This window comes from Sporolactobacillus sp. KGMB 08714, assembly GCF_036598985.1.
In the GTDB taxonomy this organism is placed as follows: Bacteria; Bacillota; Bacilli; order Bacillales; family Sporolactobacillaceae; genus Sporolactobacillus.
The window spans coordinates 16,242-40,691 of the sequence record NZ_JAUUBW010000032.1 but is presented as its reverse complement, the minus strand read 5'-3'; the positions used below and the strand labels follow the sequence as shown (position 1 = coordinate 40,691).

Annotated in this window: 25 protein-coding genes; 10 read left to right on the top strand and 15 right to left on the bottom strand. The window is 50.1% G+C overall.

Going from position 1 to position 24,450, the window contains the following annotated elements:
- Nucleotides 1–125: 125 nt before the first annotated feature.
- Nucleotides 126–593 carry a thioredoxin-dependent thiol peroxidase gene (gene bcp, locus Q6A92_RS13995; RefSeq protein WP_332238464.1) on the bottom strand — a complete coding sequence of 156 codons (468 nt, stop codon included), beginning with the start codon at nucleotides 591–593 and terminating at the stop codon, nucleotides 126–128.
- Nucleotides 594–755: 162 nt separating this feature from the next.
- Nucleotides 756–1,754, bottom strand: coding sequence for a zinc-binding dehydrogenase (locus Q6A92_RS13990; protein ID WP_332238463.1), 999 nt, complete (start codon nucleotides 1,752–1,754; stop codon nucleotides 756–758).
- Between the two features lie 85 nt (nucleotides 1,755–1,839).
- On the opposite strand from Q6A92_RS13990, the gene Q6A92_RS13985 reads away from it, so the two are divergent.
- The 7 genes from Q6A92_RS13985 (at nucleotide 1,840) to Q6A92_RS13955 (ending at nucleotide 8,089) form a co-directional block, all read left to right on the top strand.
- Complete coding sequence (locus Q6A92_RS13985) at nucleotides 1,840–2,499, top strand: NUDIX hydrolase (protein ID WP_274401719.1); 660 nt, start codon at nucleotides 1,840–1,842, stop codon at nucleotides 2,497–2,499.
- 160 nt (nucleotides 2,500–2,659) lie between these two features.
- A complete protein-coding gene (locus Q6A92_RS13980) occupies nucleotides 2,660–3,952 on the top strand; it encodes a glutamate-1-semialdehyde 2,1-aminomutase (protein ID WP_332238462.1) in 1,293 nt (430 codons plus the stop codon).
- 530 nt (nucleotides 3,953–4,482) lie between these two features.
- The gene (locus tag Q6A92_RS13975; RefSeq protein WP_274401717.1) at nucleotides 4,483–4,821 is read left to right on the top strand and encodes a lmo0954 family membrane protein; all 339 of its coding nucleotides are present in this window, start codon (nucleotides 4,483–4,485) and stop codon (nucleotides 4,819–4,821) included.
- 79 nt (nucleotides 4,822–4,900) lie between these two features.
- On the top strand, nucleotides 4,901–5,536 hold the full coding sequence (locus Q6A92_RS13970) for a PspA/IM30 family protein (protein ID WP_332238461.1): 636 nt from the start codon (nucleotides 4,901–4,903) through the stop codon (nucleotides 5,534–5,536).
- Nucleotides 5,537–5,611: 75 nt separating this feature from the next.
- On the top strand, nucleotides 5,612–6,427 hold the full coding sequence (gene liaF, locus Q6A92_RS13965) for a cell wall-active antibiotics response protein LiaF (protein WP_332238460.1): 816 nt from the start codon (nucleotides 5,612–5,614) through the stop codon (nucleotides 6,425–6,427).
- Entirely contained in the window at nucleotides 6,424–7,464 is a 1,041-nt protein-coding gene (locus tag Q6A92_RS13960) for a sensor histidine kinase (protein ID WP_332238459.1), read from the top strand. The genes liaF and Q6A92_RS13960 overlap by 4 nt, the downstream gene beginning before the upstream one ends.
- Nucleotides 7,457–8,089: a response regulator transcription factor gene (locus Q6A92_RS13955; RefSeq protein WP_274401713.1), complete on the top strand. Its 633-nt coding sequence runs from the start codon at nucleotides 7,457–7,459 to the stop codon at nucleotides 8,087–8,089. The genes Q6A92_RS13960 and Q6A92_RS13955 overlap by 8 nt, the downstream gene beginning before the upstream one ends.
- A gap of 213 nt (nucleotides 8,090–8,302) precedes the next feature.
- On the opposite strand, the gene Q6A92_RS13950 is transcribed toward Q6A92_RS13955, so the two are convergent.
- The 7 genes from Q6A92_RS13950 to mutY form a co-directional block, all read right to left on the bottom strand.
- Complete coding sequence (locus tag Q6A92_RS13950) at nucleotides 8,303–9,901, bottom strand: ABC transporter substrate-binding protein (RefSeq protein WP_274401712.1); 1,599 nt, start codon at nucleotides 9,899–9,901, stop codon at nucleotides 8,303–8,305.
- 118 nt (nucleotides 9,902–10,019) lie between these two features.
- Nucleotides 10,020–10,916: an ABC transporter permease gene (locus Q6A92_RS13945; RefSeq protein ID WP_274401711.1), complete on the bottom strand. Its 897-nt coding sequence runs from the start codon at nucleotides 10,914–10,916 to the stop codon at nucleotides 10,020–10,022.
- Nucleotides 10,917–10,933: 17 nt separating this feature from the next.
- Entirely contained in the window at nucleotides 10,934–11,938 is a 1,005-nt protein-coding gene (locus tag Q6A92_RS13940) for an ABC transporter permease (protein ID WP_274401710.1), read from the bottom strand.
- A gap of 30 nt (nucleotides 11,939–11,968) precedes the next feature.
- Nucleotides 11,969–12,937, bottom strand: coding sequence for an ABC transporter ATP-binding protein (locus tag Q6A92_RS13935; protein WP_274401709.1), 969 nt, complete (start codon nucleotides 12,935–12,937; stop codon nucleotides 11,969–11,971).
- A 15-nt stretch (nucleotides 12,938–12,952) separates the two neighbouring features.
- On the bottom strand, nucleotides 12,953–13,924 hold the full coding sequence (locus Q6A92_RS13930) for an ABC transporter ATP-binding protein (RefSeq protein ID WP_274401708.1): 972 nt from the start codon (nucleotides 13,922–13,924) through the stop codon (nucleotides 12,953–12,955).
- 268 nt (nucleotides 13,925–14,192) lie between these two features.
- Complete coding sequence (locus Q6A92_RS13925; RefSeq protein ID WP_274401707.1) at nucleotides 14,193–14,351, bottom strand: gamma-type small acid-soluble spore protein; 159 nt, start codon at nucleotides 14,349–14,351, stop codon at nucleotides 14,193–14,195.
- 46 nt (nucleotides 14,352–14,397) lie between these two features.
- Nucleotides 14,398–15,477: an A/G-specific adenine glycosylase gene (gene mutY / locus Q6A92_RS13920; protein WP_332238458.1), complete on the bottom strand. Its 1,080-nt coding sequence runs from the start codon at nucleotides 15,475–15,477 to the stop codon at nucleotides 14,398–14,400.
- A 162-nt stretch (nucleotides 15,478–15,639) separates the two neighbouring features.
- Between mutY and Q6A92_RS13915 the strand changes: the two genes are divergently transcribed.
- On the top strand, nucleotides 15,640–16,626 hold the full coding sequence (locus Q6A92_RS13915; protein WP_332238457.1) for a metal-dependent hydrolase: 987 nt from the start codon (nucleotides 15,640–15,642) through the stop codon (nucleotides 16,624–16,626).
- Nucleotides 16,627–16,816: 190 nt separating this feature from the next.
- Here Q6A92_RS13915 and Q6A92_RS13910 read toward each other — a convergent pair whose 3' ends face one another.
- The 6 genes from Q6A92_RS13910 to Q6A92_RS13885 all read right to left on the bottom strand — a co-directional run bounded on the left by Q6A92_RS13910 (nucleotide 16,817) and on the right by Q6A92_RS13885 (nucleotide 21,994).
- Entirely contained in the window at nucleotides 16,817–17,137 is a 321-nt protein-coding gene (locus tag Q6A92_RS13910; RefSeq protein ID WP_274401704.1) for a YfhH family protein, read from the bottom strand.
- A gap of 60 nt (nucleotides 17,138–17,197) precedes the next feature.
- Entirely contained in the window at nucleotides 17,198–18,013 is an 816-nt protein-coding gene (locus Q6A92_RS13905; protein ID WP_274401703.1) for a RecX family transcriptional regulator, read from the bottom strand.
- Between the two features lie 704 nt (nucleotides 18,014–18,717).
- Nucleotides 18,718–19,476 carry a delta-lactam-biosynthetic de-N-acetylase gene (pdaA, locus tag Q6A92_RS13900; RefSeq protein ID WP_332238465.1) on the bottom strand — a complete coding sequence of 253 codons (759 nt, stop codon included), beginning with the start codon at nucleotides 19,474–19,476 and terminating at the stop codon, nucleotides 18,718–18,720.
- A 68-nt stretch (nucleotides 19,477–19,544) separates the two neighbouring features.
- On the bottom strand, nucleotides 19,545–19,754 hold the full coding sequence (locus Q6A92_RS13895) for an SE1561 family protein (protein ID WP_274401702.1): 210 nt from the start codon (nucleotides 19,752–19,754) through the stop codon (nucleotides 19,545–19,547).
- Nucleotides 19,755–19,906: 152 nt separating this feature from the next.
- Nucleotides 19,907–20,686: a YfkD family protein gene (locus Q6A92_RS13890; protein WP_274401701.1), complete on the bottom strand. Its 780-nt coding sequence runs from the start codon at nucleotides 20,684–20,686 to the stop codon at nucleotides 19,907–19,909.
- A 135-nt stretch (nucleotides 20,687–20,821) separates the two neighbouring features.
- On the bottom strand, nucleotides 20,822–21,994 hold the full coding sequence (locus tag Q6A92_RS13885) for a pyridoxal phosphate-dependent aminotransferase (RefSeq protein WP_332238456.1): 1,173 nt from the start codon (nucleotides 21,992–21,994) through the stop codon (nucleotides 20,822–20,824).
- A gap of 237 nt (nucleotides 21,995–22,231) precedes the next feature.
- On the opposite strand from Q6A92_RS13885, the gene Q6A92_RS13880 reads away from it, so the two are divergent.
- Together Q6A92_RS13880 and Q6A92_RS13875 are read left to right on the top strand one after the other, a co-directional pair.
- Nucleotides 22,232–23,008 (top strand): carbon-nitrogen family hydrolase, encoded by a 777-nt coding sequence (locus Q6A92_RS13880; protein ID WP_332238455.1) that lies wholly within the window; start codon nucleotides 22,232–22,234, stop codon nucleotides 23,006–23,008.
- 200 nt (nucleotides 23,009–23,208) lie between these two features.
- Complete coding sequence (locus tag Q6A92_RS13875; protein ID WP_274401698.1) at nucleotides 23,209–24,414, top strand: MFS transporter; 1,206 nt, start codon at nucleotides 23,209–23,211, stop codon at nucleotides 24,412–24,414.
- Nucleotides 24,415–24,450 lie beyond the last annotated feature (36 nt).

Here is a 24,450-nt window from a genome sequence, read left to right as displayed (position 1 = left end):
AGCTTGAACTAATTTACTTGTGGAAAACGTAGAACCGGCAAGGTGTTAGGGCACTTTTTTAACTTTCAAGTTTTAGTATGGAATAAAAAAAGCCGGGAAAGTCCCGGTTTTCTACCCTACCGAAGTCAGCTCAGATGTTCTTTAACGAATTGAAAAACTTCCTCGACATGTCCGTTGACCTTTACCTTAGGCCAAACCTTGGCGATCTTTCCCTCTTTATCAATGATAAAGGTTGACCGGACGATACCCATGTATTCCTTGCCGAAATTTTTCTTCTTTTGCCAGCTTCCGTACGCTTCCGAAACTTGATGATCCGAATCCGAAAGCAGGGTAAAAGAAAGTCCGTGCTTTTCTACAAATTTCTGATGTTTTTCGACAGGATCGGGACTGATTCCGATCACCTTCGTATTCAGATTTTCAAAAAGGCTGTTCTGATCACGAAAATCGCATGCCTCCGTTGTGCAGCCAGGCGTCATATCTTTCGGATAAAAGTAAAGCACAACGTTTTTCCCTCTGAAACCGGATAGAGAGACATCCTTCCCTTCAGTTGATTTCAACGTGAAATCAGGTGCCGTTTCCTCCGCTTTAAGCATTATCAAAATCTCCTTAGAATGAGTTTATAGAACCTTTGCGGCCGACTCTCCACGGGTATCCCGATTCGAGCAGCCGAATCTATATGATCGGTCCCCGAAGACGTCGGACAAGAGTCCGACGGCAGGGGCCGTAATGAGCGGGTCGTTTCTTTTCCCGGTCCGTCAGTCGATCAGAATCGCGATTTTCCCGAACTGGACGCTTTTATCCAGTCTTTTCAAAGCTTCTCCGGCTTCTTTCAGTTCAAAAGACCTGTCAATAACCGGATGAATCTGATATTTATTAAATACATTCAGCATTTCTTGAAATTCTTCGATACTGCCCATCGTCGACCCGTGCAGATTCCACTGATGATAGAAAAACTGGCGCAGATTAATCGAAACTTCATCACCGGCCGATGCGCCGAAAGCAACGATTGTCCCGCCCGGTTTCAGCAATTCGAGCGAACGGTTGAACGTGGCGGCACCGACGCTCTCAATCACCAGATCGACGGAGCCTTCTCCGACTGCTTCCGTCCAGTTCTGATCATTATCAAGCAAAACATCCGCGCCAAGCGTTTGGGCCCGGTCCAGTTTTTCCGGGCTTCTTGAAGAGACAATGGCCCTGGCACCGACCGCTTTGGCCATCTGCAGCATATACGTCGCGACGCCGCTGCCGATACCCGGGATGAAAACCGTATCGCCCGGTTTCAATCCGCCTCTTGTGAAAAGGGCACGATATCCGGTCAAGGCGGAAAGCGGAAGCACTCCGGCCTCTTCCCAGGTCAGATAGCCGGGTTTTGCTGCGACCTGCTTCTCAGAAACCACGATGCTCTCCGCAAGAGTGCCGTGATCCGGGAAGCCAAGAATATCAAAGTCATCAGGCGGAGCGGGAGATTTCTTCTCCCAGCGAAGGCTGGGTATGATCAGCACCTCGTCGCCGACGCGGACAGCGGTAACGTTTTCCCCGATCTCGGAAACAATACCGGCGCCGTCTGAACCGATAATCACCGCCGGATCATCTGCCTGGTGACGTTTCTGAACGATAAACAGATCGCGATGATTCAGCCCGGCTGATTTAAGCGCGACTTTGACCTCTCCCGCTTTTACGGAAGGATCGGGAAAATCTGTGCGGTAGCTTAATCCCTCGAAACCTGCATGGCCCTGATGAACAACTGCCTGCATTAAAATCACCTCTTCCCTTATTCTCTCAAAAGTTACACAATTACTCAAACGATAGACCGCATCGGTTGTGGGAGAATGTGCTAAAATGGGAAAGAATAGTTGGACGGCGGGTGATCAAATGGATTTAAACAGCATTCAGAGAAGAATCGAAAATGACGGCACCATTATGGGCGAAGACATGGCAATGAAGTCATCGGTCTTAATTCCTCTCATTCCGAAAGATGATACCTGGGATATCCTGCTTGAGGTCCGTTCGAAACGGCTAAGCAGACAACCGGGGGATGTGTGCTTCCCCGGCGGGCGGAGTGAAAAAAGAGATGCTACTTTGCGGGAAACGGCAATCCGGGAAACCTGCGAGGAGCTCGGCGTCCCCAGAGAATCGATCAAAATCATCGGAAGAATGGGAACGTGTATCGCAACATCCGAATTATTCATCTATCCGTTCGTCGGCGTGATCGAGTCGGGTACCGTTCCCGTTCCCAATCCTGAGGAAGTGGAGAAAATTTTTACCATCCCGCTCCCTTGGCTGATGAAACAGATGCCCGAAAAATACACGCTGAGCCTCTCAGCAGATATCGATCAGGATTTTCCTTTTGAACGAATCGTTGCCGGGCATCATTATTCCTTCAGGGGCCGGAAAATGCTCGAAACTTTCTATGATTATAAAGGACGGACCATTTGGGGATTGACCGCGCGCATTCTTGAACACTTTGTGTCGTTAATGAATCATCGGATGTTTGAGTAAAAGCCGCTGTTTTGGAGACCGTTTCCAGCAGAAATAATCCGAACGGCTTGTAAAATTGCTCCGGGTGTTAGATACTGATTCTGGCCGGCGCTCTGAGGGAGACCCCCGAAATAAGTGCACAGCTGAAATAGTCATTCATTTCAAAGGAGCGACAGGATTCATGAACATCAAAACATCTGAAAAGCTTTACGACGAAGCTTTGGAAAATATCGTCGGAGGTGTTAACAGCCCGTCGCGTTCTTTTGCCGCGGTAGGCGGAGGCGCTCCGGTTTTTATGAAAAAAGGAAAGGGCGCCTATTTCTGGGACGAAGACGATAATCGCTATATCGACTATCTTGCGGCTTACGGGCCGATCATTACCGGTTTTGCCCATCCGCACATCACAGAAGCGATCAAGAAGCAGGCAGAACTCGGCGTCCTTTACGGAACGCCGACAAAACTGGAAACAGAACTTGCAGTTATGCTCAAAAAAGCCATTCCTTCTTTGGATAAAGTCCGTTTTACGAACTCAGGAACCGAATCTGTGATGACAACCGTGCGCGTTGCACGCGCCTATACCGGCCGCAATAAGATTCTGAAGTTTGCCGGCTGCTACCATGGACATTTTGATCTCGTGCTTGTTGCCGCCGGTTCAGGGCCTTCCACTCTCGGTTCTCCTGATTCTGCCGGCGTCACGGAAAGCACGGCGCTCGAAGTCATAACAGTTCCTTATAATAATGTCGATACCCTTCAGCAGGCCTTTGACAAATGGGGCGACGATATTGCGGGTGTCCTTGTCGAACCGATTGTCGGCAATTTCGGCATGGTGATGCCGGAACCCGGTTTTCTCGAAGCAATTAAACGAATCGCTCACAAGGCCGGATCGGTCGTCATCTTTGACGAAGTGATCACAGGCTTCCGTTTCATGTACGGCGGCGCACAGAATTACCTCGGCGTCATTCCCGACCTGACGGCTATGGGCAAAATCATCGGCGGCGGCCTGCCGATCGGTGCATACGGCGGCAAAAAGGAAATCATGGACGAAGTGGCTCCGCTTGGCCCGGCTTATCAGGCAGGAACCATGGCCGGCAATCCGCTTTCGATGGCAAGCGGCATTGCCTGCCTTGAGGTGCTGCAGACCCCGGGAATCTATGAAGAAATGGACCGCCTCGGAAAGAAGCTGGAGGACGGCATTTTCTCGATTAACGAAAATTATCATCTTCCGATTGCGATCAACCGGATTGTCGGTGCGATGACGCTGTATTTCTCAGATCATAAAGTGACCAACTATGAGGAAGCAAAAGCAACGGACAGCGAAATGTTCGGCCGTTTTTTCAAGCTCATGCTTGAAAAGGGAATCAATCTTGCTCCTTCGAAATACGAAGCCTGGTTTCTGACAACCGAGCATACGGAGAAAGACATTGACGATACACTCGACGCCGTCGATTATGCATTTTCAAAGCTTGCCGAATAAAGACTTTTGTTTGGCCGGACTTTTTCCAAACCTTCTTAAAAATCTCCTAAAGGCACGATTCTGAACGGACCCCCTGAGTTTGGACAACTCTGTTCCAAACTCAGGGGGTTTAACTCTGCATGGGCAGCTGCGGAACATAAAAAAATGGAACTTCGACGGTATCGGCGCAGAAAAACACCGGGGTTCCATCGAAGGTACTTCCGTCCGCATGAATCGCCGGCGTCCAGGCGCATAGACCGCCGTCCGCAAAGGATCAGTGCCTTCTGTTTTCCCTCCATCAAGAGACCATTTTTAACTTAAAAGGACAAACAGGATTTCCGGATTGATCGCGGTATACCGTTGAACCCCCGGCATTTTTTCTTCCGTAAATCCTTTCATTCGGCCGGACAGCGCTCAGCCCGGAACGATCTCCATCCGCAGCAGGGAACCATGCTTTAAGCCTTCAGCCCTAGATAAAAATACAGCTTCGGCTCATTATCTGTTCCTTCATCGTTTTGTATGATTGAATCAGGGAAGGGAGGACAACAATCATGAAAAAATTCGGACTCATTGTACTTGGAGTCATAGCCGTTATCGTTTTCATGGCGCATATCGGTTCGCTGATCGCCCTTTTAATCAGTCTGGCGATTCTTTACTTCGCTTTCAGAAAATTCATCCGGGCAAGATCCGCCGGAAGTAAAATTTTCTGGGCACTGATCGGGATCATCGCTTTATTCTTCTCGATCGGCAATATACCGGCGATCATCGCTGCCGTTGCGCTTGCAGCTATTTACTTCGTGTACAAATCATGGAAAAAGAATAAAACCAGCAAACCCGAACCGGACGATCCTTTCGACAATTTTGAAAAACAGTGGAAAGAAATGATGTGACCGGTTTGAGCCGGTTACAGATCCAAAGCCGGGGCATGCACGACGAAACAGGAAAAACAATTTTAAAGGAGCGAAAAAAATGAGCCACTTACTTACAAGAATCAAGGATTCCATTGCCTCCGATCTCAATGAACTGCTTGACCAGAAAGAACAGAAAAATCCGATTGCCATGCTCAATCAATATCTGCGCCGCTGTGAAAAAGAAACCGAACGGGTACGCGAATTGCTCAACCGCCAGTATGTGCTGAAAGATACGTTCATCAGAGAATATCATCACGCCGCCGAAATGTCCGAAAAGCGGAAGCATCAGGCCGAAATAGCCGAACGGGCTTCGGAAACCGAGCTGTATGAATTTGCATTGCGGGAGCAGGAAGACTACGCCCGGAAAGCGGAGCGTCTGAAAGCTTCCTATGAATCGACGCTCAGGCAGCTGGAACAGCTGGAACAGAAATATGCCGAAATGAAGCGGAAACTGAAAGATATGTATCTGAAAAGAATGGAATTGATGAGCAGGGAAAATATCGCTAATGCCAACCTTCGGATGGAACGCGTTCTCCGCCCTGAAAATGTCTTCGGACAATCATTCTCAAGTTTTGAAGAAAGCGAAATGTATCTGGGCAGACTGGAACAGAAGATTAACGCAGATTACAATCACAGCACGATTGATGCCCGCATCAGCCGGCTGGAACGCGAGCTGGAAAAAAAACAGGGATAATCCCGGGAATCCCGTGCTACGCGGAAATTCCTTGTATTTCATAATCTATAGCAAGTCCAAATAAACGGTGCTACAATGGGAAAGGTGTGTTTTATGCACCTTTCCCGCTACATACAGATTGCCGGCAATTTGAGAAAGGCAGCTGATATCCTCATGTTTGCTTCATTCAAAACCGATAAATACAGCTGGATACTCATCGTTGGCCTTTTTCTGATTGTCATACAGACCTCCTTCGGCGGATGGGGCTTCCTTTTCCCCTGCATTCTTTTCGGAGCCATGGTCCACTATGGGAGAAAGCGCCGCAAGGCCGGCAAGGGAAAACTGCTTTTCTGGCTCGGTGTGGTCGGGCTGGGCTTTACTGTCCTGAATCTGATTGTCTTTAGGTTCATTGTCCTTGCCCTGTTTATTCTGTTCATTATTTATTTTGTTCGATCAAAGAGACGCCCGAACCGCATCATTCCGGATTTCAGCAGCCAGACGAACGATGACGGCGACGGCACGAAGGTCGAAGCGGCTCCTGTCCTGCTGAAAAACAAATGGTTCGGCAATCAGGAAACGCCCCATCAGAACTACGCGTGGCAGGATATCGACATACAGACCGGCGTCGGCGATACGCTGATCGATCTCAGCCATACGATTCTTCCGAAAAAAGAGTCGGTGATTTTCATTCGCCATTTTGCCGGCCGGGTGCGCGTCTTCGTTCCTTACGGCGTCGAAGTCGCTCTGCGTTATTCCGTCGTTGCCGGACAGGCTGATTTTTTCGAGCACCGGGAGCCAAGACTTATTAATGAATCCGTTGCCTTCCAGACAGACGGCTATGATCAGGCGGTCCAAAAGGTCAAAATAATCGTTTCTGCAATCGCCGGAAACCTGGAGGTACGGCACATATGACAGCGATCAAGAGGCAGGTCATTACCGGTGCCCTTTTTTCTCTGCTCCTCCTTGTGATTTTTGCCGTGTTTTTCTTTCTTACTTTTCCAATCGGCGACTGGGCTCTTCTTTGGGAACGGCAAATCTGGCATCTGCCGTTTGTTTTTATCATCCCGATCATTGCGCTTTTTGCAGGCGGCATTGCCGGTTTCATCTCGGGGATCTATTGGCGAAAAGTCCTGCTGACGATTGACGATACGCTCGAGCTCCTGGAACAGGGGAAAGGACCGCTTCCCGTACACGCTTCCGTTGAAGAAAGCGAGGCCGTTCTGCAGCGTATCGAGCGGCTCGGGCGGCAGATCGCCATGCAGACGCAGCTTGCGCAGAAAATGGCAAACGAAAAGGCAGACATCGAAGAAAAGGCGATGCAGAAAATCGTTTCGGAAGAGCGCAACAGGCTGGCCCGTGAACTGCACGATTCCGTCAGCCAGCAGCTTTTCGCCGCATCGATGCTGCTGTCGACCATTAATGAAACACGGCCGCAGGCGAATGATACAGAAACACGGCGGCTCAGGCTCGTCGAACGAACCATTCATCAGTCGCAGCTTGAAATGCGCGCCTTATTCCTCCATCTCCGGCCTGTTCAGCTGCACGGCAAATCGCTGAAGGACGGCGTACAGGAATTGCTTAACGAATTAAAACAGAAAGTACCGATGAAAATTAGCTGGACCGTGGAACCCGTCAGCCTGGATAAAGGCATTGAAGACCAGCTTTTCAGAATTCTACAGGAGTCCGTCTCCAATACATTGCGCCACGCGAAAGCAAGCACCCTGGATGTCCTGCTGATCAGGCGTGAAAAACTGGTGATTATGCGTGTCACCGACGACGGCGTCGGCTTCAATCCGGAAACGGCAAAACCGGGCTCTTACGGCCTACTGAATATAAGAGAAAGAGCAGCGCAGATCGGCGGACAGCTGAAACTGGTCAGTCTTCCGAATAAGGGAACCAGTCTTGAAATCAAAGTTCCGATCCTGGAAGGGGATGAAAGCAATGATTAACGTTGTCTTTGTGGATGATCATGAAATGGTGCGTATCGGCGTGTCCGCCTATCTTTCCGCACAGCCCGACATCCGCGTTGTCGGCGAAGCGAGCAATGGAAGAGAAGCCGTGGATCTTGTGCTGAAGCTCCGGCCGGACGTCATCCTGATGGATCTGGTCATGGATCAGATGGACGGAATCGAGGCCACGCGGCGGATTATTGCCGAATGGCCTGAGGCAAAAATCATCGTCGTGACCAGTTTTCTCGACGACGATAAAGTCTATCCGGCAATCGAGGCCGGAGCGACAAGCTACCTCCTGAAAACGTCCCGGGCAAGTGACATTGCCGAGGCAATCCGCAGCACTTATAATGGACAATCCGTTCTTGAACCCGAAGTGACGGAAAAAGTGATGGAACGGATGCAGCAGAAACAGTCGCGGCCGCCGCATGAAACGCTGACGAAGCGCGAGATGGAAGTGCTGCTGCTAATGACCGAAGGGAAAAGCAATCAGGAAATCGCCGACAGGCTGTTTATTGCTCTGAAGACGGTGAAAGTTCATGTCAGCAACATTCTCAGCAAACTCGAAGTTCAGGATCGTACCCAGGCCGTTATTTATGCCTTCCAGCACAACCTGACAAAATGAAAAATCGAATTCCGCTTTTCATGTTAAAAAAACGGACCTTCGGTGCCGCGGCCGGGACGTCATCATGCCGAACATACCGGGGGACGCAGTGCTTATAGCCGGCTGCCTACGCCGTAATCCCGAAAAACTTTTGTCGCTAAAGCACGGAAAAGGAAGCTCCCGTCACGCTGTCTTCGGGAGCTTCCTTTTTGGATTCTATTGATTGTTTTCCATTTATTTGATCGAGACATTTTCAAGCGGTTCTGAACCCGTCGGACTGGGTTTATAACCGGTAATGGTGCTTTTCCCTACGAGCACCGGTTTCGCATAGACGAGCGGAACCCAAGGTGCATCGTTGTGAATGATCACCTGAGCCTGATTGTAGAGTGCTACCCGCTGCGCGTCGTTGGTCTGCGACTGTGCGGCAATCAGAACATTATGGAGCTGATCGTTGGAATAGAACGAAAGGTTGTTGGAGCCGATGCTGTCTTTGTCGAGCAATGTATAAAGGAAGTTGTCCGGATCTCCGTTGTCGCCGATCCAGCCCATCAAGTACATCGGAATGCCGCCCTTCATCAGCTTATCGATATAGGATGACCATTCAACGGTGACGATGTTTACTTTTACACCGATCTTGCCGAATGTTGACTGAATGGACTGAGCAACATTCTGAGGCTCAGGCATATAATCACGCGGGTTCGACATTGTATAGAGTGTTGTCGAGAAACCGTTCGGATAGCCGGCCTCGGCAAGCAGCTTCTTAGCCGCCGTCAAATCATATGAATAAGGTTTGATGCTCTTGTCGTATCCGAGCAGGCTCGGAGGCATAGGATTCGTGGCAGCCTGTCCCTCACCGTTGTAGAAGGCTTTGATGATCCCCTGTTTGTCGACAGCCATATTGAGAGCCTGGCGCACTTTCGGATTATCAAACGGCTTAACGGTCACATTAAAGCCGAGATAAGCCACATTCATCGGCGGACGGGAGTAAACCTGCAGCTGGCTGTTGCCCTTAAGCCCGCTGACATCGCTCGGATTGACACCGTCCATCAGGTCAATCTCGCCGTTTTTCAACGCATTCAGACGAGAGCTATTATCCGGAATGACTTTAAAGACGATCGTGTCCAGTTTCGGAAGTCCTTTTTTCCAGTAGTTTTTATTCTTTGCAAGAGTGATCGTATCGTTTCTTTTCCAGGATTTGAATACATAGGCACCTGTGCCTACCGCAGCAGTCGTACCGTAGTTCTTGCCGTATTTCTTAATGGCGGCAGGGCTGGAAATAGCGAAAGGCGACATAGCCAGATTTTTCAGGAACGGTGCGGAAGGCCTTGTCAGATTAAAGACGACCGTATTGGCATCGGGAGCCGTCACGCTCTGGATAACGAGGCCGGCATCTCCCTTATAGCCGCCGAACATCGACGGGAAATAGGCAAACTTGCCCGATGCTTTGCCGTTCATCCAGCGATCAAAGTTATAGACAACGGCCTGTGCATTGAAATCGGTTCCGTCCTGGAATTTAACCCCTTTTCTCAGCTTAAAGGTATAAGTCTTTCCGCCATTCGTAATCGCCCAGCTTGTCGCAAGACTGGGAATGACGTTCGTGCTTTGCTTGCTATAATCATAGGAAACAAGCGTATCAAAAATATTCTGTGTCACGCGGAACGATTCACCGTCGGTCACCGTCGCCGGATCCAGCGACGTTGTATCGGCGCCCCGCCCGAATATCAGTGTTTTGCCCGCCGCGTTTGACGAAGAGCTTCCGGAACCGCATCCGGTCAGCGCCACAGCCAGCGCAAGAACTAAAGCAAGTGTCAGAACCAAATACTTTTTTCTCATGACTATCCCCCTGTTTTTCTGATTTCTTAGAAATTCTTAATTATTGTACCCCAATTCTAAAAAATGAACAATTAAATATAATATAAAATTCGATAAAAACTAGCAATTTTCAATCACTTTAGTTTTTCATCCGCGGATCGAGTGCATCACGCAGACCGTCGCCCATCAGGTTAAAGCCAATCACAACGAGAATGATAGCAAGGCCCGGAAATAGAACGGTCCACGGCGCATCGGTGATGTACTGCCTGGAATCGGAAAGCATGGTTCCCCATTCGGGTTGGGGAGGCTGTGCCCCCATACCGAGGAAACCAAGACCGGCCGCGTCGAGGATCGCCGTTGCAATATTCAGTGTTCCTTGAACAATGATCGGAGTAAAACTATTAGGAAGAATATGATTAAAAATAATCCGCGTATTTCCCATACCGATCGAGCGGGCGGCCATAATATACTCTTCTTCCTTCACCGTCAGGACACGCGACCGCACCAACCGTCCGAAAACAGGGACATTGACGATTGCAATAGCGACCAGCGCATTATTCAGCGACGGTCCCAGAATGGAAACAATCGCGATCGAAAGCAGAATGCTCGGAAAAGCGAGCAGGATATCGAAGAAACGTGAAATCACGGCATCAATCGCTTTTCCGAAATAACCGGCGATCACACCGAGAAACGTTCCGCAGACAATCGAGCCGACGACGGCAAAGAATCCGACCCTGAGCGAAAGTCTGGCTCCGAAAACAATTCGGCTGAAAATATCCCTGCCGAAGTCATCCGTTCCCAGCCAGTGCTGAGCGGAGGGCGGTTCCAGACGAATGTTGATGTTCTGATTGTTAACTCCCTGCGGCGCGATGAAGTTGGCAAACAGGGCAAGTAAAATAAAGAAAACAACGATGGCTGTCCCGATGATCGCCGGTTTGTTTTTGCGAAAAGCTTTCCAAAAGTCGGCCAGAGCCGCGATGAACGGGCTTCTTTCCTTTAAGGCGGCCGGCGTCTGACTCTGCGCAGTTTGAGACATCTTTCACCCTTCCTTCCTTAACGATATTTAATACGGGGATCGATCAGGGCGTATAAAAGGTCGACAATAAAATTCACCATGACAAAAATGAAAGCAATGACGAGAATGCCGGACTGAATGACCGGATAATCCCGATATTGAATGGCATTATAAATATAAAGGCCGATTCCGGGCCACCCGAAGATGGTTTCTGTCAGAATGGCTCCGCCGAGCAGCAGGCCGGTCTGCAGTCCGATGACGGTCAGAATGGGAATAAAAGCGTTTTTCAGCGCATATTTATAGACGATCCAGAACATGCGCTGCCCCTTCGCTTTTGCCGTCCGGATGTAATCCGATTTCAGCACCTCAAGCATGCTTGACCGGGTCATTCGTGCAATAATCGCCGTCGGTATAGTCGCCAGGGCAATGGACGGCAGAATCAGATGCCGGATCACCATCCATAACTGATCGGCGTGTCCTTCAAGCAAAGCATCGATTAAATAGAGATTTGTGATCGGCTGTACGTTGCTGATGATATCAACACGTCCGATTGACGGCAGCCAGTTCAGTTTTACAGAAAATGCCCATTGTTCCAGAAGGCCCAGCCAGAAAATCGGCATCGATACGCCGACCAGAGCCACGATCATCGCCGTATAGTCTAAAACAGAATTTTTCTTCCATGCGCTGATGATACCTGCATTTATTCCCACCAGGACCGCGATGATCATGGCCACAAAAGACAGTTCGATCGTCGCTGCCAGATGCGGCCAGATCTGACTGGCAATCGGCGTATTGGTCTGAATAGACGTTCCGAGATTTCCGCTCAGAATATTCTTTAGATATGTAAAATATTGAATATACCAAGGTTGATCCAGCCCAAGCGATCGGTTCAAACTGTGTATGGCTTCGGGCGTTGCTTTTGTTCCTAATATCGTTAATGCCGGATTGCCGGGTATGGCGTGGATAATCGCAAAAACGATCAGAGTCATTCCGAGAAGCACCGGAATCAGCATCAGCACACGTTTTATGCAGTACGAAAGCACCAAAGTTCACCTCTTTCAGAACAGATTCAATCAGTCGTACAGGTGGCAGGAAACGAGCCTTCCGTCTTCCATCTTTTTCATGACGGGTTTTTCTCTGGCGCATATGTCCATAGCCGCAGGGCAGCGGTCATGGAAAGTACAGCCGGAGGGCGGATGGGCGGGACTCGGCACGTCGCCGGACAAAATAATCCGATCCGTCCGGCTGTCCGGATCGGGAATCGGGACAGCCGAAAGCAGCGCTTTTGTGTAAGGATGCTTCGGATGATCGTACAGTTTTTCGCTGTCCGATAATTCAACGATTTTGCCGAGATACATCACGCCGACCCGGTCGCTGATATGGCGGACGACACTGAGGTCGTGTGCAATGAAAATATAGGTCAGATGAAACTTCTTCTGAAGGTCCAGGAGCAGATTCAGCACCTGCGACTGCACGGAAACATCGAGGGCCGATACCGGTTCGTCGGCGATAATCAGCTTGGGGCGGACCGCCAGAGCCCTGGCAATGCCGATTCTCTGCCTCTGGCCTCCGCTGAACTGATGCGGGTAGCGCTTAGCATGGTACGCGCTGAGCCCGACCAGTTCAAGCAACTCTTCGACGCGCTGTTTCCGTTCCTTGCGATTGCCCATTCCGTGAACAATCATCGGTTCTTCGATGATCTTCCCGACGGTATGGCGGGGGTTCAGCGAGGCAAAAGGATCCTGAAAGATCATCTGGATATCTTTTCTGATCCGCCGAAGACCGCTTCCTGACAGATTGAGGATATCTTTTCCCTGAAAAACAACCTTCCCCTCGGTCGGTTCGATCAGGCGCATGATCATGCGTCCCGTTGTCGACTTTCCGCAGCCCGATTCACCGACAATACCGAGCGTCTCCCCTTCGTTTACAGAAAAGCTGACACCATCCACAGCCCGTACCGTTTCCGAAACGCGGCCGAAAATGCCGTTTTTAATAGGATAATATTTTTTTAGATTTTCAACTTTCAAGAGCGGCTCACTCATGGATGGAACTCCTTTCTACGCTTGCGCCTGATGAAGAAAGCAACGTGATTTATGGCTGTCGCCGACGAGTTCGGGAGAATCCGTCCGGCATTTGTCCATGACATACTCGCAGCGCGGTGCGAAAAGACAGCCCTTCTTGATTGATCCGGGCCTGGGAACGCTGCCCTTGATCGTATAGAGCGTATCCTTTTTTGAGTGCAGACCGGGAATGGAGCGAATAAGCCCTTCGGTATAAGGATGCTTCGGGTGATTAAAAATGTCTTTGACGTTTCCTTCTTCAACGACTTTCCCGGCGTACATCACGACAACACGTTTGCATACCTGGGCGACGACCCCGAGATCATGCGTGATCAGGATAATAGCCGTGTGCGTCTCACGATTGAGTTTGATCATCAGATCGAGAATCTGAGCTTGAATCGTGACATCGAGGGCGGTCGTCGGTTCGTCCGCAATCAGAACTTTCGGATTGCACGACATGGCCATGGCAATCATCACCCGCTGCCGCATTCCCCCGGACAATTCATGAGGATATTCCTTCAGCAGTTCTTTGGCTCTCGGAAGGCCGACCATTTTTAATAATTCGACGGCCCGTTCGATCAGCTCTTTTTTTGAAAGACGATTATGCAGGCGAATGGCTTCCATTAACTGATCGCCTATTGTAAAAACCGGATTGAGCGATGTCATCGGTTCCTGGAAAATCATGGCGATTTCATTCCCGCGCAGTTTCCTCATCTTGGATTCTTTCGCATGGCTGATGTCTTCGCCTTTAAAATAAATGCCTCCTCCAACGATTTTCCCCGGAGGAGAAGGCAGAAGACCCATGATCGACAGCGAAGTAACGCTTTTCCCGCAGCCCGATTCGCCGACGATCCCCAGAATTTCTCCCTCGCCGACGGAAAAATCAATCCCGTCAACTGCCGGCAGTTCGCCGTCGTCAGTAAAAAAAGAGGTCTTTAACCCTTTAACTTCAAGAATCGGCTGATTCAACCTCTTCACCTCCTCATGTCACTTATTATAACATTTAAAGACTGAACAAACTTTACAATTAAAATCAAGGGATGTCAATACATTAAATTATGGTTAAAGCGATCGGATCGCGGCCGGACCGTTTCTCGCTCCAGCAGAGCCGGACCGGAACAGAATACGGAAGGCGCAGGAGGCGGCACATTTATTTCTGAAAAGCGCAGGAAATAAAGCGCATCTGAAAAAGCTCCCTGCCCGTTTCCAGGCAGGGAGCTTCCCGTCATGTAGGTGATTACTGTTTATTTGCTTGCGACTTTTTGTTCTGCTGGCGAACTTCCTGAGCATTCGTTTCGCTGGCGAATTCGCTGCCGTACTGTCCGCTGCTGCCGACCTGGGCATTCTGTTTCTTAACCTGTTCTACATCCGTGCCCACATTTGTCTTCTTAGCCATTGAGTATCACCTCCACGACTTATAACTTAGCCAACTTCCTTTCATTTTATGTATGATTCTGTCGATTTTTTTTGATCCATTCAATGATTTTCTGATGGGGTACCGGAAAAGGGCGGCGCAGCAGCTCATCCAGAGATTCCCAGGCCGTTCTTGCCCCGGGATCGGCTGTTTCTTCGGCCGTTCCCTCGTAAAGCGACAGATTCCAGATCAGATGGGAAAAACGATGGGTATAGGAGAAAGCTGTCCTGACAAGCCGGGCTTTCCGGCCGTATTTCCTGCAGGCGGCCTCCAGCGCTTTTTCATCATTCCCGGCGGGATCGTGCGCCACCATCGGGAACTGCCACATACCGGCAAGCAGCCCGACGTCCGGCCTCTGCTCAATCAGGTATTGCCGTTTCGCATTGCTGAGCAGCAGGACAGCATAATCAATCGATCGCGGTTTTGCCTTGCCGCTTTTGACCGGATATTCAAGCTGCACCCCTTCTTCGCGGGCGAGGCAGTGCGCCTTCAGAGGGCATTCATCGCATTTCGGATTTTGGGGGCGGCAGACCAGCGCGCCGAGATCCATCAGACTCTGATTGAAAGCGGAAGGGTCTGCTTCGGCGATCAGGGCGCCGACAATATTTTCAAATTTTTTCTTCGTTTTCGCTTTTGCAATATCGTCGTCGATCAGGAATACTCGGGACATCACCCGCATCACATTGCCGTCGACAGCGGGTTCCGGTTCGCTGAATGCAATGCTGAGCAGCGCTCCTGCGGTATAGGGACCGATTCCTTGGATCGAAAGCAGGCCGGCCTTATCTTCGGGCACTTTTCCGCCGTATTTCTCGGCCACCTCGCGCACCCCCCGGTGCAGGTTGCGCGCACGCGAATAATAACCGAGACCTTCCCAGTATTTCAGTACCGTCTGATCCGGCGCTTCCGCCAGAGCTTCTATCGTCGGAAAACGGCTGATAAATCTGTTATAATAAGGAATGACCGTATCCACCTGAGTCTGCTGCAGCATGACTTCGGAAACCCAGGTATAATATGGATTGTCGGTTCCGCGCCAGGGAAGGCGGCGGCCGTTCTCGCGGAACCAGGTCAGGAGATCGTCGTCGAATTGTCTGATTTGCTTTGCATTCACATATTTCACTCCAGCATTTTTCTCTGATCAATATTTATTTAAAATTGACATAATTACCCCTTTCAATATAGTTCATTTTGTGTGACAATGGAAGCGCGTAAATTTGTTTCCTTTATCTTACTTATCGTGAGTGATTTGCCACAAGGAGGGCATTCAAATTAGATGGATACAGCCACTCATGTTGTGATGGGGTTTGGTTTGGCAGGTCTCGCAACTCTTGACCCGGCTGTTGCCGCAGATCCCCTGACTTTTCACGCTGTCATGCTTGGTGCCGTGGCCGGTTCCGTTATACCGGATATTGACACGGTCCTGAAATTAAAAAACAACGCCGCCTACATCCGCAATCACCGGGGAAGGACTCATTCCCTGCCGGCGGTCGCACTTTGGCCGTTTATTATCGCTGCATGTCTTTTGCCGCTGTTCCCGGGGGCGGATGTCGATGCGTTTCTGTTCTGGACGCTCCTCGCTGTTTCGCTGCATGTGTTTGTCGATATATTCAACGCATACGGAACACAGGCTGCCCGGCCCATCAAAGAAAAATGGATCGCGCTCGGAATCATTAATATTTTCGACCCTTTTATTTTCAGCCTTCATCTGATGGGATTCGCGATCTGGCAGGCGACCGGCTATCCCGGCGAGACATTCGCTACCATCTATGCGGTGCTGGCCGGCTATTATATCCTGCGCACCTTGCAGCATCGAAGAACCGTCCGCTTTATCAGGCACCGGCTGCCCGGCCTGAAAAACATCTATCTGTCGCCGACCTTGCGCTGGTCGCATTATCATGTGGCGGCCGAAAGCGCCGACCGGTTCTATGTCGGAAAAACCGACGGCCGGAAGCTGAAGCTGATCGATACCTTCGAACGGCGGCCGATCGACGCGGACAATGAAATTATTCAGTCGGCGATGTGCGATAAAAACGTCCGCGCATTTCTCTCGTTTTCGCCTATATACCGCTGGGAAATCCGCGAACAGAACGGCCGCTTCGTCATGCAGTTTGTCGATTTGCGCTACTTTGCAAAGGGCATGTATCCTTTCACGGCTACGGTCTGGGTTAACAAAAATCTTGTTGTGGAAAGTTCCTATACCGGGTGGGTTTACAGTGAAAAGAAACTGCGTAAAAAACTCGTGCTTGCACAGTCAAAATAAATAAGAGCGGCTTAGCCGTCGGTTTCAGAGACGGCATGCAGATCATTTCCAAACGATTTTTAAAAGCGGCAGGGCGTCTTATTCGTCGATTTTCGATGATGAGACGCCCTGCCGCTCTATATCAACAATCCCCTGACACTTGACCTGATGCCGATAACAACGTCCTGCAGGAGATATTCAGGGGCCGTCTTTATTCCACTCTTTGCCGTTTCGCCTTTTTCAAAAGAGAAATGGGAACACCGTGCATTTTTTCACTGTCTTCAAATCTCCCCCAGGCGAAGTTTCCTTTCATATAATCAATCCTGAAAGCCCGGTCGTCGACATAATATAGTTGGCCCGGCCGGAAACTTTCCGGATCCATCAAATAAGCCCTGGCCATGTCGATCTTTCGTTCGTAAACCGCAAGCTCATTGATCATGCCCATCTGCTCCGCTTTTCTCGCCTTGTCCGTAAACTCGCCAATTTTCTGCGTAAGCTCATAGGGCGTCATTTCGCTGAACCGCTGCTCCATATGATCCATCTCCCTTTCATTTCCGCCGCCTTCACAATTTTCGACACAGGCGACGTTTTTTTAATTATTAATGTTTATCCGTTTCTGTAAAAACGAAGTAATGTCGTCGGCGGGAAAACCTTTTCGATACAAAAAAGCTTTAACCTTCTGCAAAAACTCATTCCCGCTGTATTTTTTATACTTCTGCATCGCCTTTTCCGCCTGGCAGGCCAGTGCGTTTTTCTCATTGTCCGCCAGAAAACCGCCGATCTCGCCGATGACCTGATCCGTAATTTCCCGCGAATAGCCTCTTTGCATCAGCAGCCGGGAAAGAATTTGTTTCGCTTCGGCAGAAGACTTCGTATTCTTGACCGACGCCGTTTTCTTCGCCAAATATTTTCGGGCGTGGGCCAGCTGCTCCTCCATAGGATAAAGGGATTCCGCTCCCGCTGCGATAGACTGAGCAATGCCTGCCTGCAGCAGTTCCCGATAGATCAACTGGGGCCCCTTCGTCGACAGTTCGATTCTCGTGCGTGTGAACGCTACAGCAAAAGCCCGGTCATCCAGTTTTTGTTCCTTCTGCAGACGTCCGAGCGCATATTCAATCTGGCTTTTACTGTACCCCTTTTTCTCCAGATAAGCTTTCATTTCATGAGAACTGCGCATCCGGTAAGAAAGATAGCGGATGCCGGCAAGATAGGCTTTGATGCCCTCAGCTTCAAAATGAAGAACGGCAAGACGATGCTCTGTAAGGTGAAGCCCCTTGCGCAATTCATCCTGCACAAGGATGTCTTCATGTACATGAAGCGTCTCAGTCCTGCCGTCATCCAATTGAATATCAATTTCAAAAAAGCCGTCATTTTTGCCGTCTGTACTGATTCGGGCTATTACGGGCATCGATCTCATCCCTCCCCTTTTATTCATTATTTTATCATACCGCTCTTAAAAAGGGATGTCCGAAAGTCATAAAAAAACGTATCTTCCCATGCCGGGCCGGCCTCACAAGGATATTCTATCAGGCCGGGAGCTTCCTTTTTTTTAGCAAAATAAGAGGGAGATTATAGCGAACGGAAACAGCGGGCCTCGCAGCCTTTCAGCATGCAGCCGTCCGTCTGCGCCCAAAAGCCCGGCAAAGCCAGGCCGTCTCATTCTGTCCCCGAAAAGTTAATCGTTTATGAATTTTGTTAAAAAACAGTATCGGAAAATAGACGGAAAGAAAGTGGATAAAATCTATTTTTCTGAATTTGCAAGGTCAACACATCCGAAAATGTCAATAACTTTGTGGATAAGTGGATAACTCTGTTCATCCCTTGCTGTGCTTACAGTCGAATTGTGACTGTTTTTGTAGATAACTTTCCCAATCGCTGTGGATAATGTGAATAACCTTGTATAAATCCGCTGAAATGCACCCGCATATTTGTCAAGGGTGTGGATAACTCTGTGGATTGTGTTACTAACTTTTTTCAACAAAAATTGACTAAAATCGCTTTATTTCTTTACAATTTACAATATAAGATAAGCGGCCGGACCGGGCCGCCTGAAAAAAAAATCTCTTCGTTCATGCGGGACCCGGCTCGCCGAAGAGAAATAAACGGATAAATTTATCGATCATGGGTGGGCAGATGCTTTTTCGCCACCAGTTGATCAAGGCTGCGGAAATGGTATCCCTGTTTCTTCAGATCATGAATAACACGCGGCAATGCTTCGGTGTTATCTCTGGAAACGGTGTGCAGCAGCAAAATGGCACCGGGATGAATCCGCTTCATAATGTGCTGGTAGGCATAATCCGCACCGTTCTGCTGATCCCGCACCCAGTCTTTGTAGGCGGCAGACCAGAAAACGCTGATGTACCCCTGATCTCTGGCCAGCTTCAGAGAGCGTTCGCTGAATGTTCCGCGCGGCGGACGCAGATAAAGCATCCGGGTCTGTCCCGTCAGTTTTGTATAGGCCGTTTTCAGTTTTTGCAGCTCCTGCTTATATTTTTCATCGCCGATCGCGGACAGGTCAGGATGGCCCCAGGAATGATTCCCGATGATATGACCTTCTCTGGCCATTCTTTTCACAAGCCCAGGCTGATCGGTGATATAATGGCCGGTAATGAAAAAGGCGGCGGGAACCTTTTCTTTTTTCAGCGTATCGAGAATACTGGCCGTATACCCCGCTTCATAACCGTTGTCAAATGTAAAATAGATATCTTTTTTCGACGTGTCTCCGATATAAATGCCGTCGTATTTTTTCAGAAGCATTTCATACTCCGGCTCCGTCGTTGCCGGCTGATTGTTTTTCGCCGGCTTAAAATACCAATCCTTCGCCTCGCCTGCTAGAGGATGCCCGGCCAGTCCAATGAGCGCAACAAGCATCGCTATAATCATCTTTTTCAAATAAAATCACCCTCCGTTTCTATATAGGGTGACCGTATTCATTCTTTTTATGTGCGGTTCGGTATTTGCCCCTCCGTCCAATCATCGCGGAAACGGCGGATTTTGATTTCAAGATCCCCGATCATTCCTAAGATGTGGTTCAGATCTTCGGGACCCGCCGTTTCATCGTCCAGAGCATTGATCACGTAAGACAGCAGTTTGATCCGCTTTTTTAAATAGCCGACCTGTTCAGACTTTGATATGGCCGCTCTGCCCATTCTTCATCCCCGCTTTCTGCACTTTTTCGTACCGGTTCTACTTTAGCACATACGGGGACAAAAAGTTGGCCGCCAGCCCGCTGAAATTTTTCGGCGGCAGCGGTTTTTCTCAGGAAGAGAAGCAGCTGCGTTTTCAGACGACGTATCTCCGCCTATTTAGCAAGATAACGAAGCGATACGTGGTCCTGGATCGGCATCCACGCCCCGATTCCCTGTTCCATAACATTTTTGACTTCAAGAAAGGCTTTTCCTCCTTTAAGGACAAGAAAGACTTCTCCGTAGGTGATCTTCCCTTTTTCATTAACTGCCGGAACATAGCCGTATAAATGGCCGATATGCTTCGCATCCACCTGATAGGGGCGGTCTGCCTTCGTCCCGCGGCCGACAACTGTGGAAAAGGAAATCGGAAGCCGCGTCTTTTTCATTGCCTTAGCCATAATCAACTGACTGACTTCCTCCTTTTTCGGCACATTCGCCGTCAGTCCGCCGGTTACTTTGGCCTCATTCTCCTGAGTGTAACTGAGTTTCTGTCCCCCTGTGCTTCCTCTTGCATCCGCAGCATTATCGCTGATTTTCTTATACTCCCAGTTTACCGTCGTTTCTTTTGATGTATAACTGAGCGGCCATTCGCCCAAATAAATCCGTGCAGAATAAGCGATCGACCACTTCGACGGATGAAGAGACGATTCGTTGAGCAATTTGATCAGCGCCGGATTGTCGATTGCGACTTTCGATGACTGCAGCAGCGATTTTGTATATCCGCTTGGTACAAGCTCCGATTGATCATGCGACGGATTGGGGTAAGTATTTTCTTTTGAAATATCGGCAACATAATCGGGCACTTTTGCCGGAAGCGGCTCTTTTGCAGCAGAGGCCGTTGAGAAGCAGAAAACGGCAGCCGCGCAGCAGAGAATTGACAGAAATTTTTTCATGGGCGGACAGCTCCTTTTTCTCCTATTCTTTTCTCTCCGAAGAAAAATTATCCGCCCCGCTCTTCTGCCATCCTTAAAAAGAAAAGCGGAACGCAAAAGAACTTGCGTCCCGCCCGGCGGCTAATCGGTTTATCCTCAGAACAGGTGAAGCTCCCCGATCCGCCTCACGGCTTCGGTCAGCCGTTCCGGTTCGGTCAGCAGCCCCACGCGGATGTAATCTTCGCCCTCACCGCCGAAGCCGATTCCCGGAGCGACAACGACGTGAGCTTCCTTTAGGGCATGATCAAAGAATGATTGGGAAGTGAATCCTTTCGGAACGGGCAGCCAGCCGAAGAAGGAACCTTTGGAAGGAACTGCATCCCAGCCTATACTGCGGGCAGCGCTGAAGAATGCATCCCGGCGCGATTCATAACGCCGGACCAGATCCCGGACACAATCCTGCGCTCCGAGCAGCGCCTTGGCACTTGCCTCCTGAATGGCGCCGAACAGGCTGACGTAATAGTGATCCTGAATCAGCTCAATCGCTTCGATTACGCTTCGGTTCCCGAGCGCAAAGCCGACACGCCATCCGGCCATGTTATAGGTCTTCGAAAGGGTGTACATCTCAATACCGACGTCTTTTGCCCCCGTCGTCTGCAGGAAACTGAGCGGCTTTTCACCGTCGAAGCCGAGCGCTCCGTATGCGAAGTCGTGCACAACGCAGATATTGTATTTCGCTGCCGTTTCAACCGTCTGTTCGAAGAAATCGGCAGGTGCCGTCACGGCCGTCGGATTGTTCGGATAATTGAGGAACATCAGCTTGGCTCGGTCCAGCACGGCTTCAGGCAGGGATCCATAATCCGGAAGAAAGGCGTTTTCTTTGCGGAGCGGCATCTTTTCCATGTGCAGGTTGGCAAGCGCGAAACCGGACAAATAATCGGGATAGCCCGGATCCGGCATCAGTACCGTGTCTCCGCTGTTCAGCAAACATTCGCCGATTTCCACCAGCCCGGTCTTCGAACCGAACAAGATGGCGACTTCCGTCTTCGGATCAAGATCGACGCTGTACTCGCGCTTGTAAAAAGCGGCGATCGCTTCTTTCAGAAAATCATAGCCGCGAAAGGGCGAATATTTGTGATAAAGAGGATTCCCGGCAGCCTCCTGCAGCGCCTTAACAATGTGCGGCGGCGTCGGCTGATCCGGGTTGCCCTGTCCAAGATTAATCACATCGAATCCCTTGGCTATTTCAGCATTTGTCTTGACGACAAGATCGGCAAAGAATTGTTTCGGCAGCCGATCAAGCGCATCGGATTTCGGATAGTAAACCATCAATTTTCACTTCCGCTTCTTAGAAATTGGCCCTGTTCAATCACATGCAAGAACCTTTATAATGAATGAAGATAGCTTCCTTTATTGTCGGAGAAATAAATCGATTTGTAAAGAGTATCCTTATCAGGATACCGTGTATTAAAAAAATGCTCTTTAAATATCAGGCCGGGGGGAAACGGGCCGGAGCCTCGGGAGGGGCGGCGGGCTTGCCCGAATAATAAAGGGGGACATTATATTATGAAGATCACGTTGATTCAGCTGAACATTGCCTTCGGCGATCCGGAAAAAAATTATCTGCGCGCGGAAAATTTTATTCAGCGCGCCTTAAAAGAAAAACCCGATGCGATCATGCTGCCCGAATTGTGGACAACGGGTTATGACCTCGGACGGCTTTCCGAGACTGCCGACAGCGAGGCTGAGCGGACCAAACGGTTTGCCGGACGTCTGGCAAAAGCAAATCATGTCGCGATCATTGCCGGATCCGTTGCCAAACGCTCTGCGTCCCGGGTGACCAATACCATGCTTGTCTTCAATCGTGCAGGTGAATGCGTCAAGGAATACAGCAAGATTCATCTCTTTCGTCTGATGAATGAGGACAAATTTTTGCACGCGGGAGACAGCGACGGCCTCTTTGACCTTGACGGCATTCCGTCCGCAGGTTTCATTTGCTACGATATCCGTTTCCCCGAATGGATCAGAAGGCACGTTCTCTCCGGAGCACGGCTTCTGTTTATTCCCGCCGAATGGCCGAAACCCCGGCTTGATCATTGGAGGACCCTGCTCGCATGCCGGGCCATTGAAAATCAGGCATTTGTCATTGCCTGCAACCGGGCCGGAAGCGATCCGGACAATATGTTCGCCGGACATTCGATGATCATCGGCCCGTGGGGTGAAATTCTCGCGGAAGCGGGAGAAGAAGAATGCCTGCTGACCGCCGATCTCGATCTTTCCGCCATCGCCGCCGTCCGCTCACGTATTCCCGTGTTCGAAGACCGCCGTCCGGAACTTTATTGAACGGAGAATGACGGATCTGCATGGATATTGCCACCCGCGTCCGCGCTCAGATCCGGTTTGACAAAGTCAATATTCCGAAAAAAAAAGCCGGAATTGATTGAGACAACGCTGCTTTATACTCTGCCGGCCTTTTTAAGAACTGATTCGACGCTTCCGGATCATCGTCGAATCATCTTTTTCCGCCGGGAAAGGATTGGATCATGCCTTTTCGCTCGTATCATTTATTTCGTTTCTCATTATTAATCGGATCGGTATTTGTCTGCGGCGTCGCCGAAGGAATGCTGCTCCCCCTGATCTCCGCACTGCTCGATGAACGGGGCGTATCGCCGATCGTTAACGGAATCGGAACAACCGCGCTTTACATCGGTATGCTTGCTCCCGCTCCTTTTATGGAGAAGCCGATGCAGCGTCTTGGATATAAGCCTTTTCTGTTCATTGGGCTAATGCTGATCACGCTATCGCTTGCTCTTTTTCCGCTTTACATTAATCTTTGGTTCTGGTTCATCCTGCGCCTCGCGGTCGGAATCGGAGACAGCATGCTTCACTTTGCTGCACAGACATGGATTACAATCGGCAGTCCGCACAGGAAAAAGGGCCGGAATATTGCTCTTTACGGCCTGTCTTTCGGCCTCGGTTTTGCAGCCGGTCCCCTGCTTGTCCGGCTGCTCGCATTCGGTCTGGCCGTCCCCTTTATCGCGGGTACGGCCGCCTGTCTTGTCTTTCTGATACCGCTTATATTGCTCAAAAATGAATACCCGGAAACTCCGTCTCACGAGGACCGTGCACAGAACCGCTGGCTGAACCGCTGCGGGCAGGTGGTCTTTGCTGCCTGGTCCGGACTGATCGCTACATTCGGATTCGGCTTTCTCGAGGCATCCTTAAACAACAGTTTTCCTATCTTCGCTTTAAGGAACGGGTTCCGGCTGGAGGACATTTCTTCACTGCTTCCGATGTTCGTCGCTGGCGGACTGTTGACGCAGCTGCCGATCGGCGTCATCGGCGATCGGTTCGGCCGCGCCAGGCTGCTCCCCTCTTTATCGCTGCTTGGCGCCATGGTCTTCATTCTCTCCGGACTGTTCTCTTCTTCTTTCTACGGCCTCCTGTTGACTTTGTCGGCTGCGGGCATGCTGACCGGATCGCTGTACTCAATGAGCATGGGCTACGTCAGCGACATGCTCGACACATCGCTGATTCCGCTCGGGAACATCCTGATGAGCGTGTGCTATAGTTTTGGGAGCATGGCCGGGCCGATAGCCGGAAATACGCTGATCGGCCTTGTCCCGCAGGGCGGTCTGTTTTACGGGATCTCCCTGGCGCTGATCCTTGTCACGCTCAGTTCGGCCATTCATCAATCGCTGCGTGCAAACCGAAAGCGATTAGCGCGGCACGGTCACCCGGTTAATTAACGTATGGCGCCCGGCCGGCATACAATGGCAGAAAAA

Bases quoted from the DNA above. Each gene is read 5' to 3' on its own strand.
- bcp (WP_332238464.1), bottom strand. From the start codon at position 593: ATGCTTAAAGCGGAGGAAACGGCACCTGATTTCACGTTGAAATCAACT.
- Q6A92_RS13990 (WP_332238463.1), bottom strand. From the start codon at position 1,754: ATGCAGGCAGTTGTTCATCAGGGCCATGCAGGTTTCGAGGGATTAAGC.
- Q6A92_RS13985 (WP_274401719.1), top strand. From the start codon at position 1,840: ATGGGAAAGAATAGTTGGACGGCGGGTGATCAAATGGATTTAAACAGC.
- Q6A92_RS13980 (WP_332238462.1), top strand. From the start codon at position 2,660: ATGAACATCAAAACATCTGAAAAGCTTTACGACGAAGCTTTGGAAAAT.
- Q6A92_RS13975 (WP_274401717.1), top strand. From the start codon at position 4,483: ATGAAAAAATTCGGACTCATTGTACTTGGAGTCATAGCCGTTATCGTT.
- Q6A92_RS13970 (WP_332238461.1), top strand. From the start codon at position 4,901: ATGAGCCACTTACTTACAAGAATCAAGGATTCCATTGCCTCCGATCTC.
- liaF (WP_332238460.1), top strand. From the start codon at position 5,612: ATGGGAAAGGTGTGTTTTATGCACCTTTCCCGCTACATACAGATTGCC.
- Q6A92_RS13960 (WP_332238459.1), top strand. From the start codon at position 6,424: ATGACAGCGATCAAGAGGCAGGTCATTACCGGTGCCCTTTTTTCTCTG.
- Q6A92_RS13955 (WP_274401713.1), top strand. From the start codon at position 7,457: ATGATTAACGTTGTCTTTGTGGATGATCATGAAATGGTGCGTATCGGC.
- Q6A92_RS13950 (WP_274401712.1), bottom strand. From the start codon at position 9,901: ATGAGAAAAAAGTATTTGGTTCTGACACTTGCTTTAGTTCTTGCGCTG.
- Q6A92_RS13945 (WP_274401711.1), bottom strand. From the start codon at position 10,916: ATGTCTCAAACTGCGCAGAGTCAGACGCCGGCCGCCTTAAAGGAAAGA.
- Q6A92_RS13935 (WP_274401709.1), bottom strand. From the start codon at position 12,937: ATGAGTGAGCCGCTCTTGAAAGTTGAAAATCTAAAAAAATATTATCCT.
- Q6A92_RS13925 (WP_274401707.1), bottom strand. From the start codon at position 14,351: ATGGCTAAGAAGACAAATGTGGGCACGGATGTAGAACAGGTTAAGAAA.
- Q6A92_RS13915 (WP_332238457.1), top strand. From the start codon at position 15,640: ATGGATACAGCCACTCATGTTGTGATGGGGTTTGGTTTGGCAGGTCTC.
- Q6A92_RS13910 (WP_274401704.1), bottom strand. From the start codon at position 17,137: ATGGAGCAGCGGTTCAGCGAAATGACGCCCTATGAGCTTACGCAGAAA.
- Q6A92_RS13905 (WP_274401703.1), bottom strand. From the start codon at position 18,013: ATGCCCGTAATAGCCCGAATCAGTACAGACGGCAAAAATGACGGCTTT.
- pdaA (WP_332238465.1), bottom strand. From the start codon at position 19,476: ATGCTTGTTGCGCTCATTGGACTGGCCGGGCATCCTCTAGCAGGCGAG.
- Q6A92_RS13895 (WP_274401702.1), bottom strand. From the start codon at position 19,754: ATGGGCAGAGCGGCCATATCAAAGTCTGAACAGGTCGGCTATTTAAAA.
- Q6A92_RS13890 (WP_274401701.1), bottom strand. From the start codon at position 20,686: ATGAAAAAATTTCTGTCAATTCTCTGCTGCGCGGCTGCCGTTTTCTGC.
- Q6A92_RS13885 (WP_332238456.1), bottom strand. From the start codon at position 21,994: ATGGTTTACTATCCGAAATCCGATGCGCTTGATCGGCTGCCGAAACAA.
- Q6A92_RS13880 (WP_332238455.1), top strand. From the start codon at position 22,232: ATGAAGATCACGTTGATTCAGCTGAACATTGCCTTCGGCGATCCGGAA.
- Q6A92_RS13875 (WP_274401698.1), top strand. From the start codon at position 23,209: ATGCCTTTTCGCTCGTATCATTTATTTCGTTTCTCATTATTAATCGGA.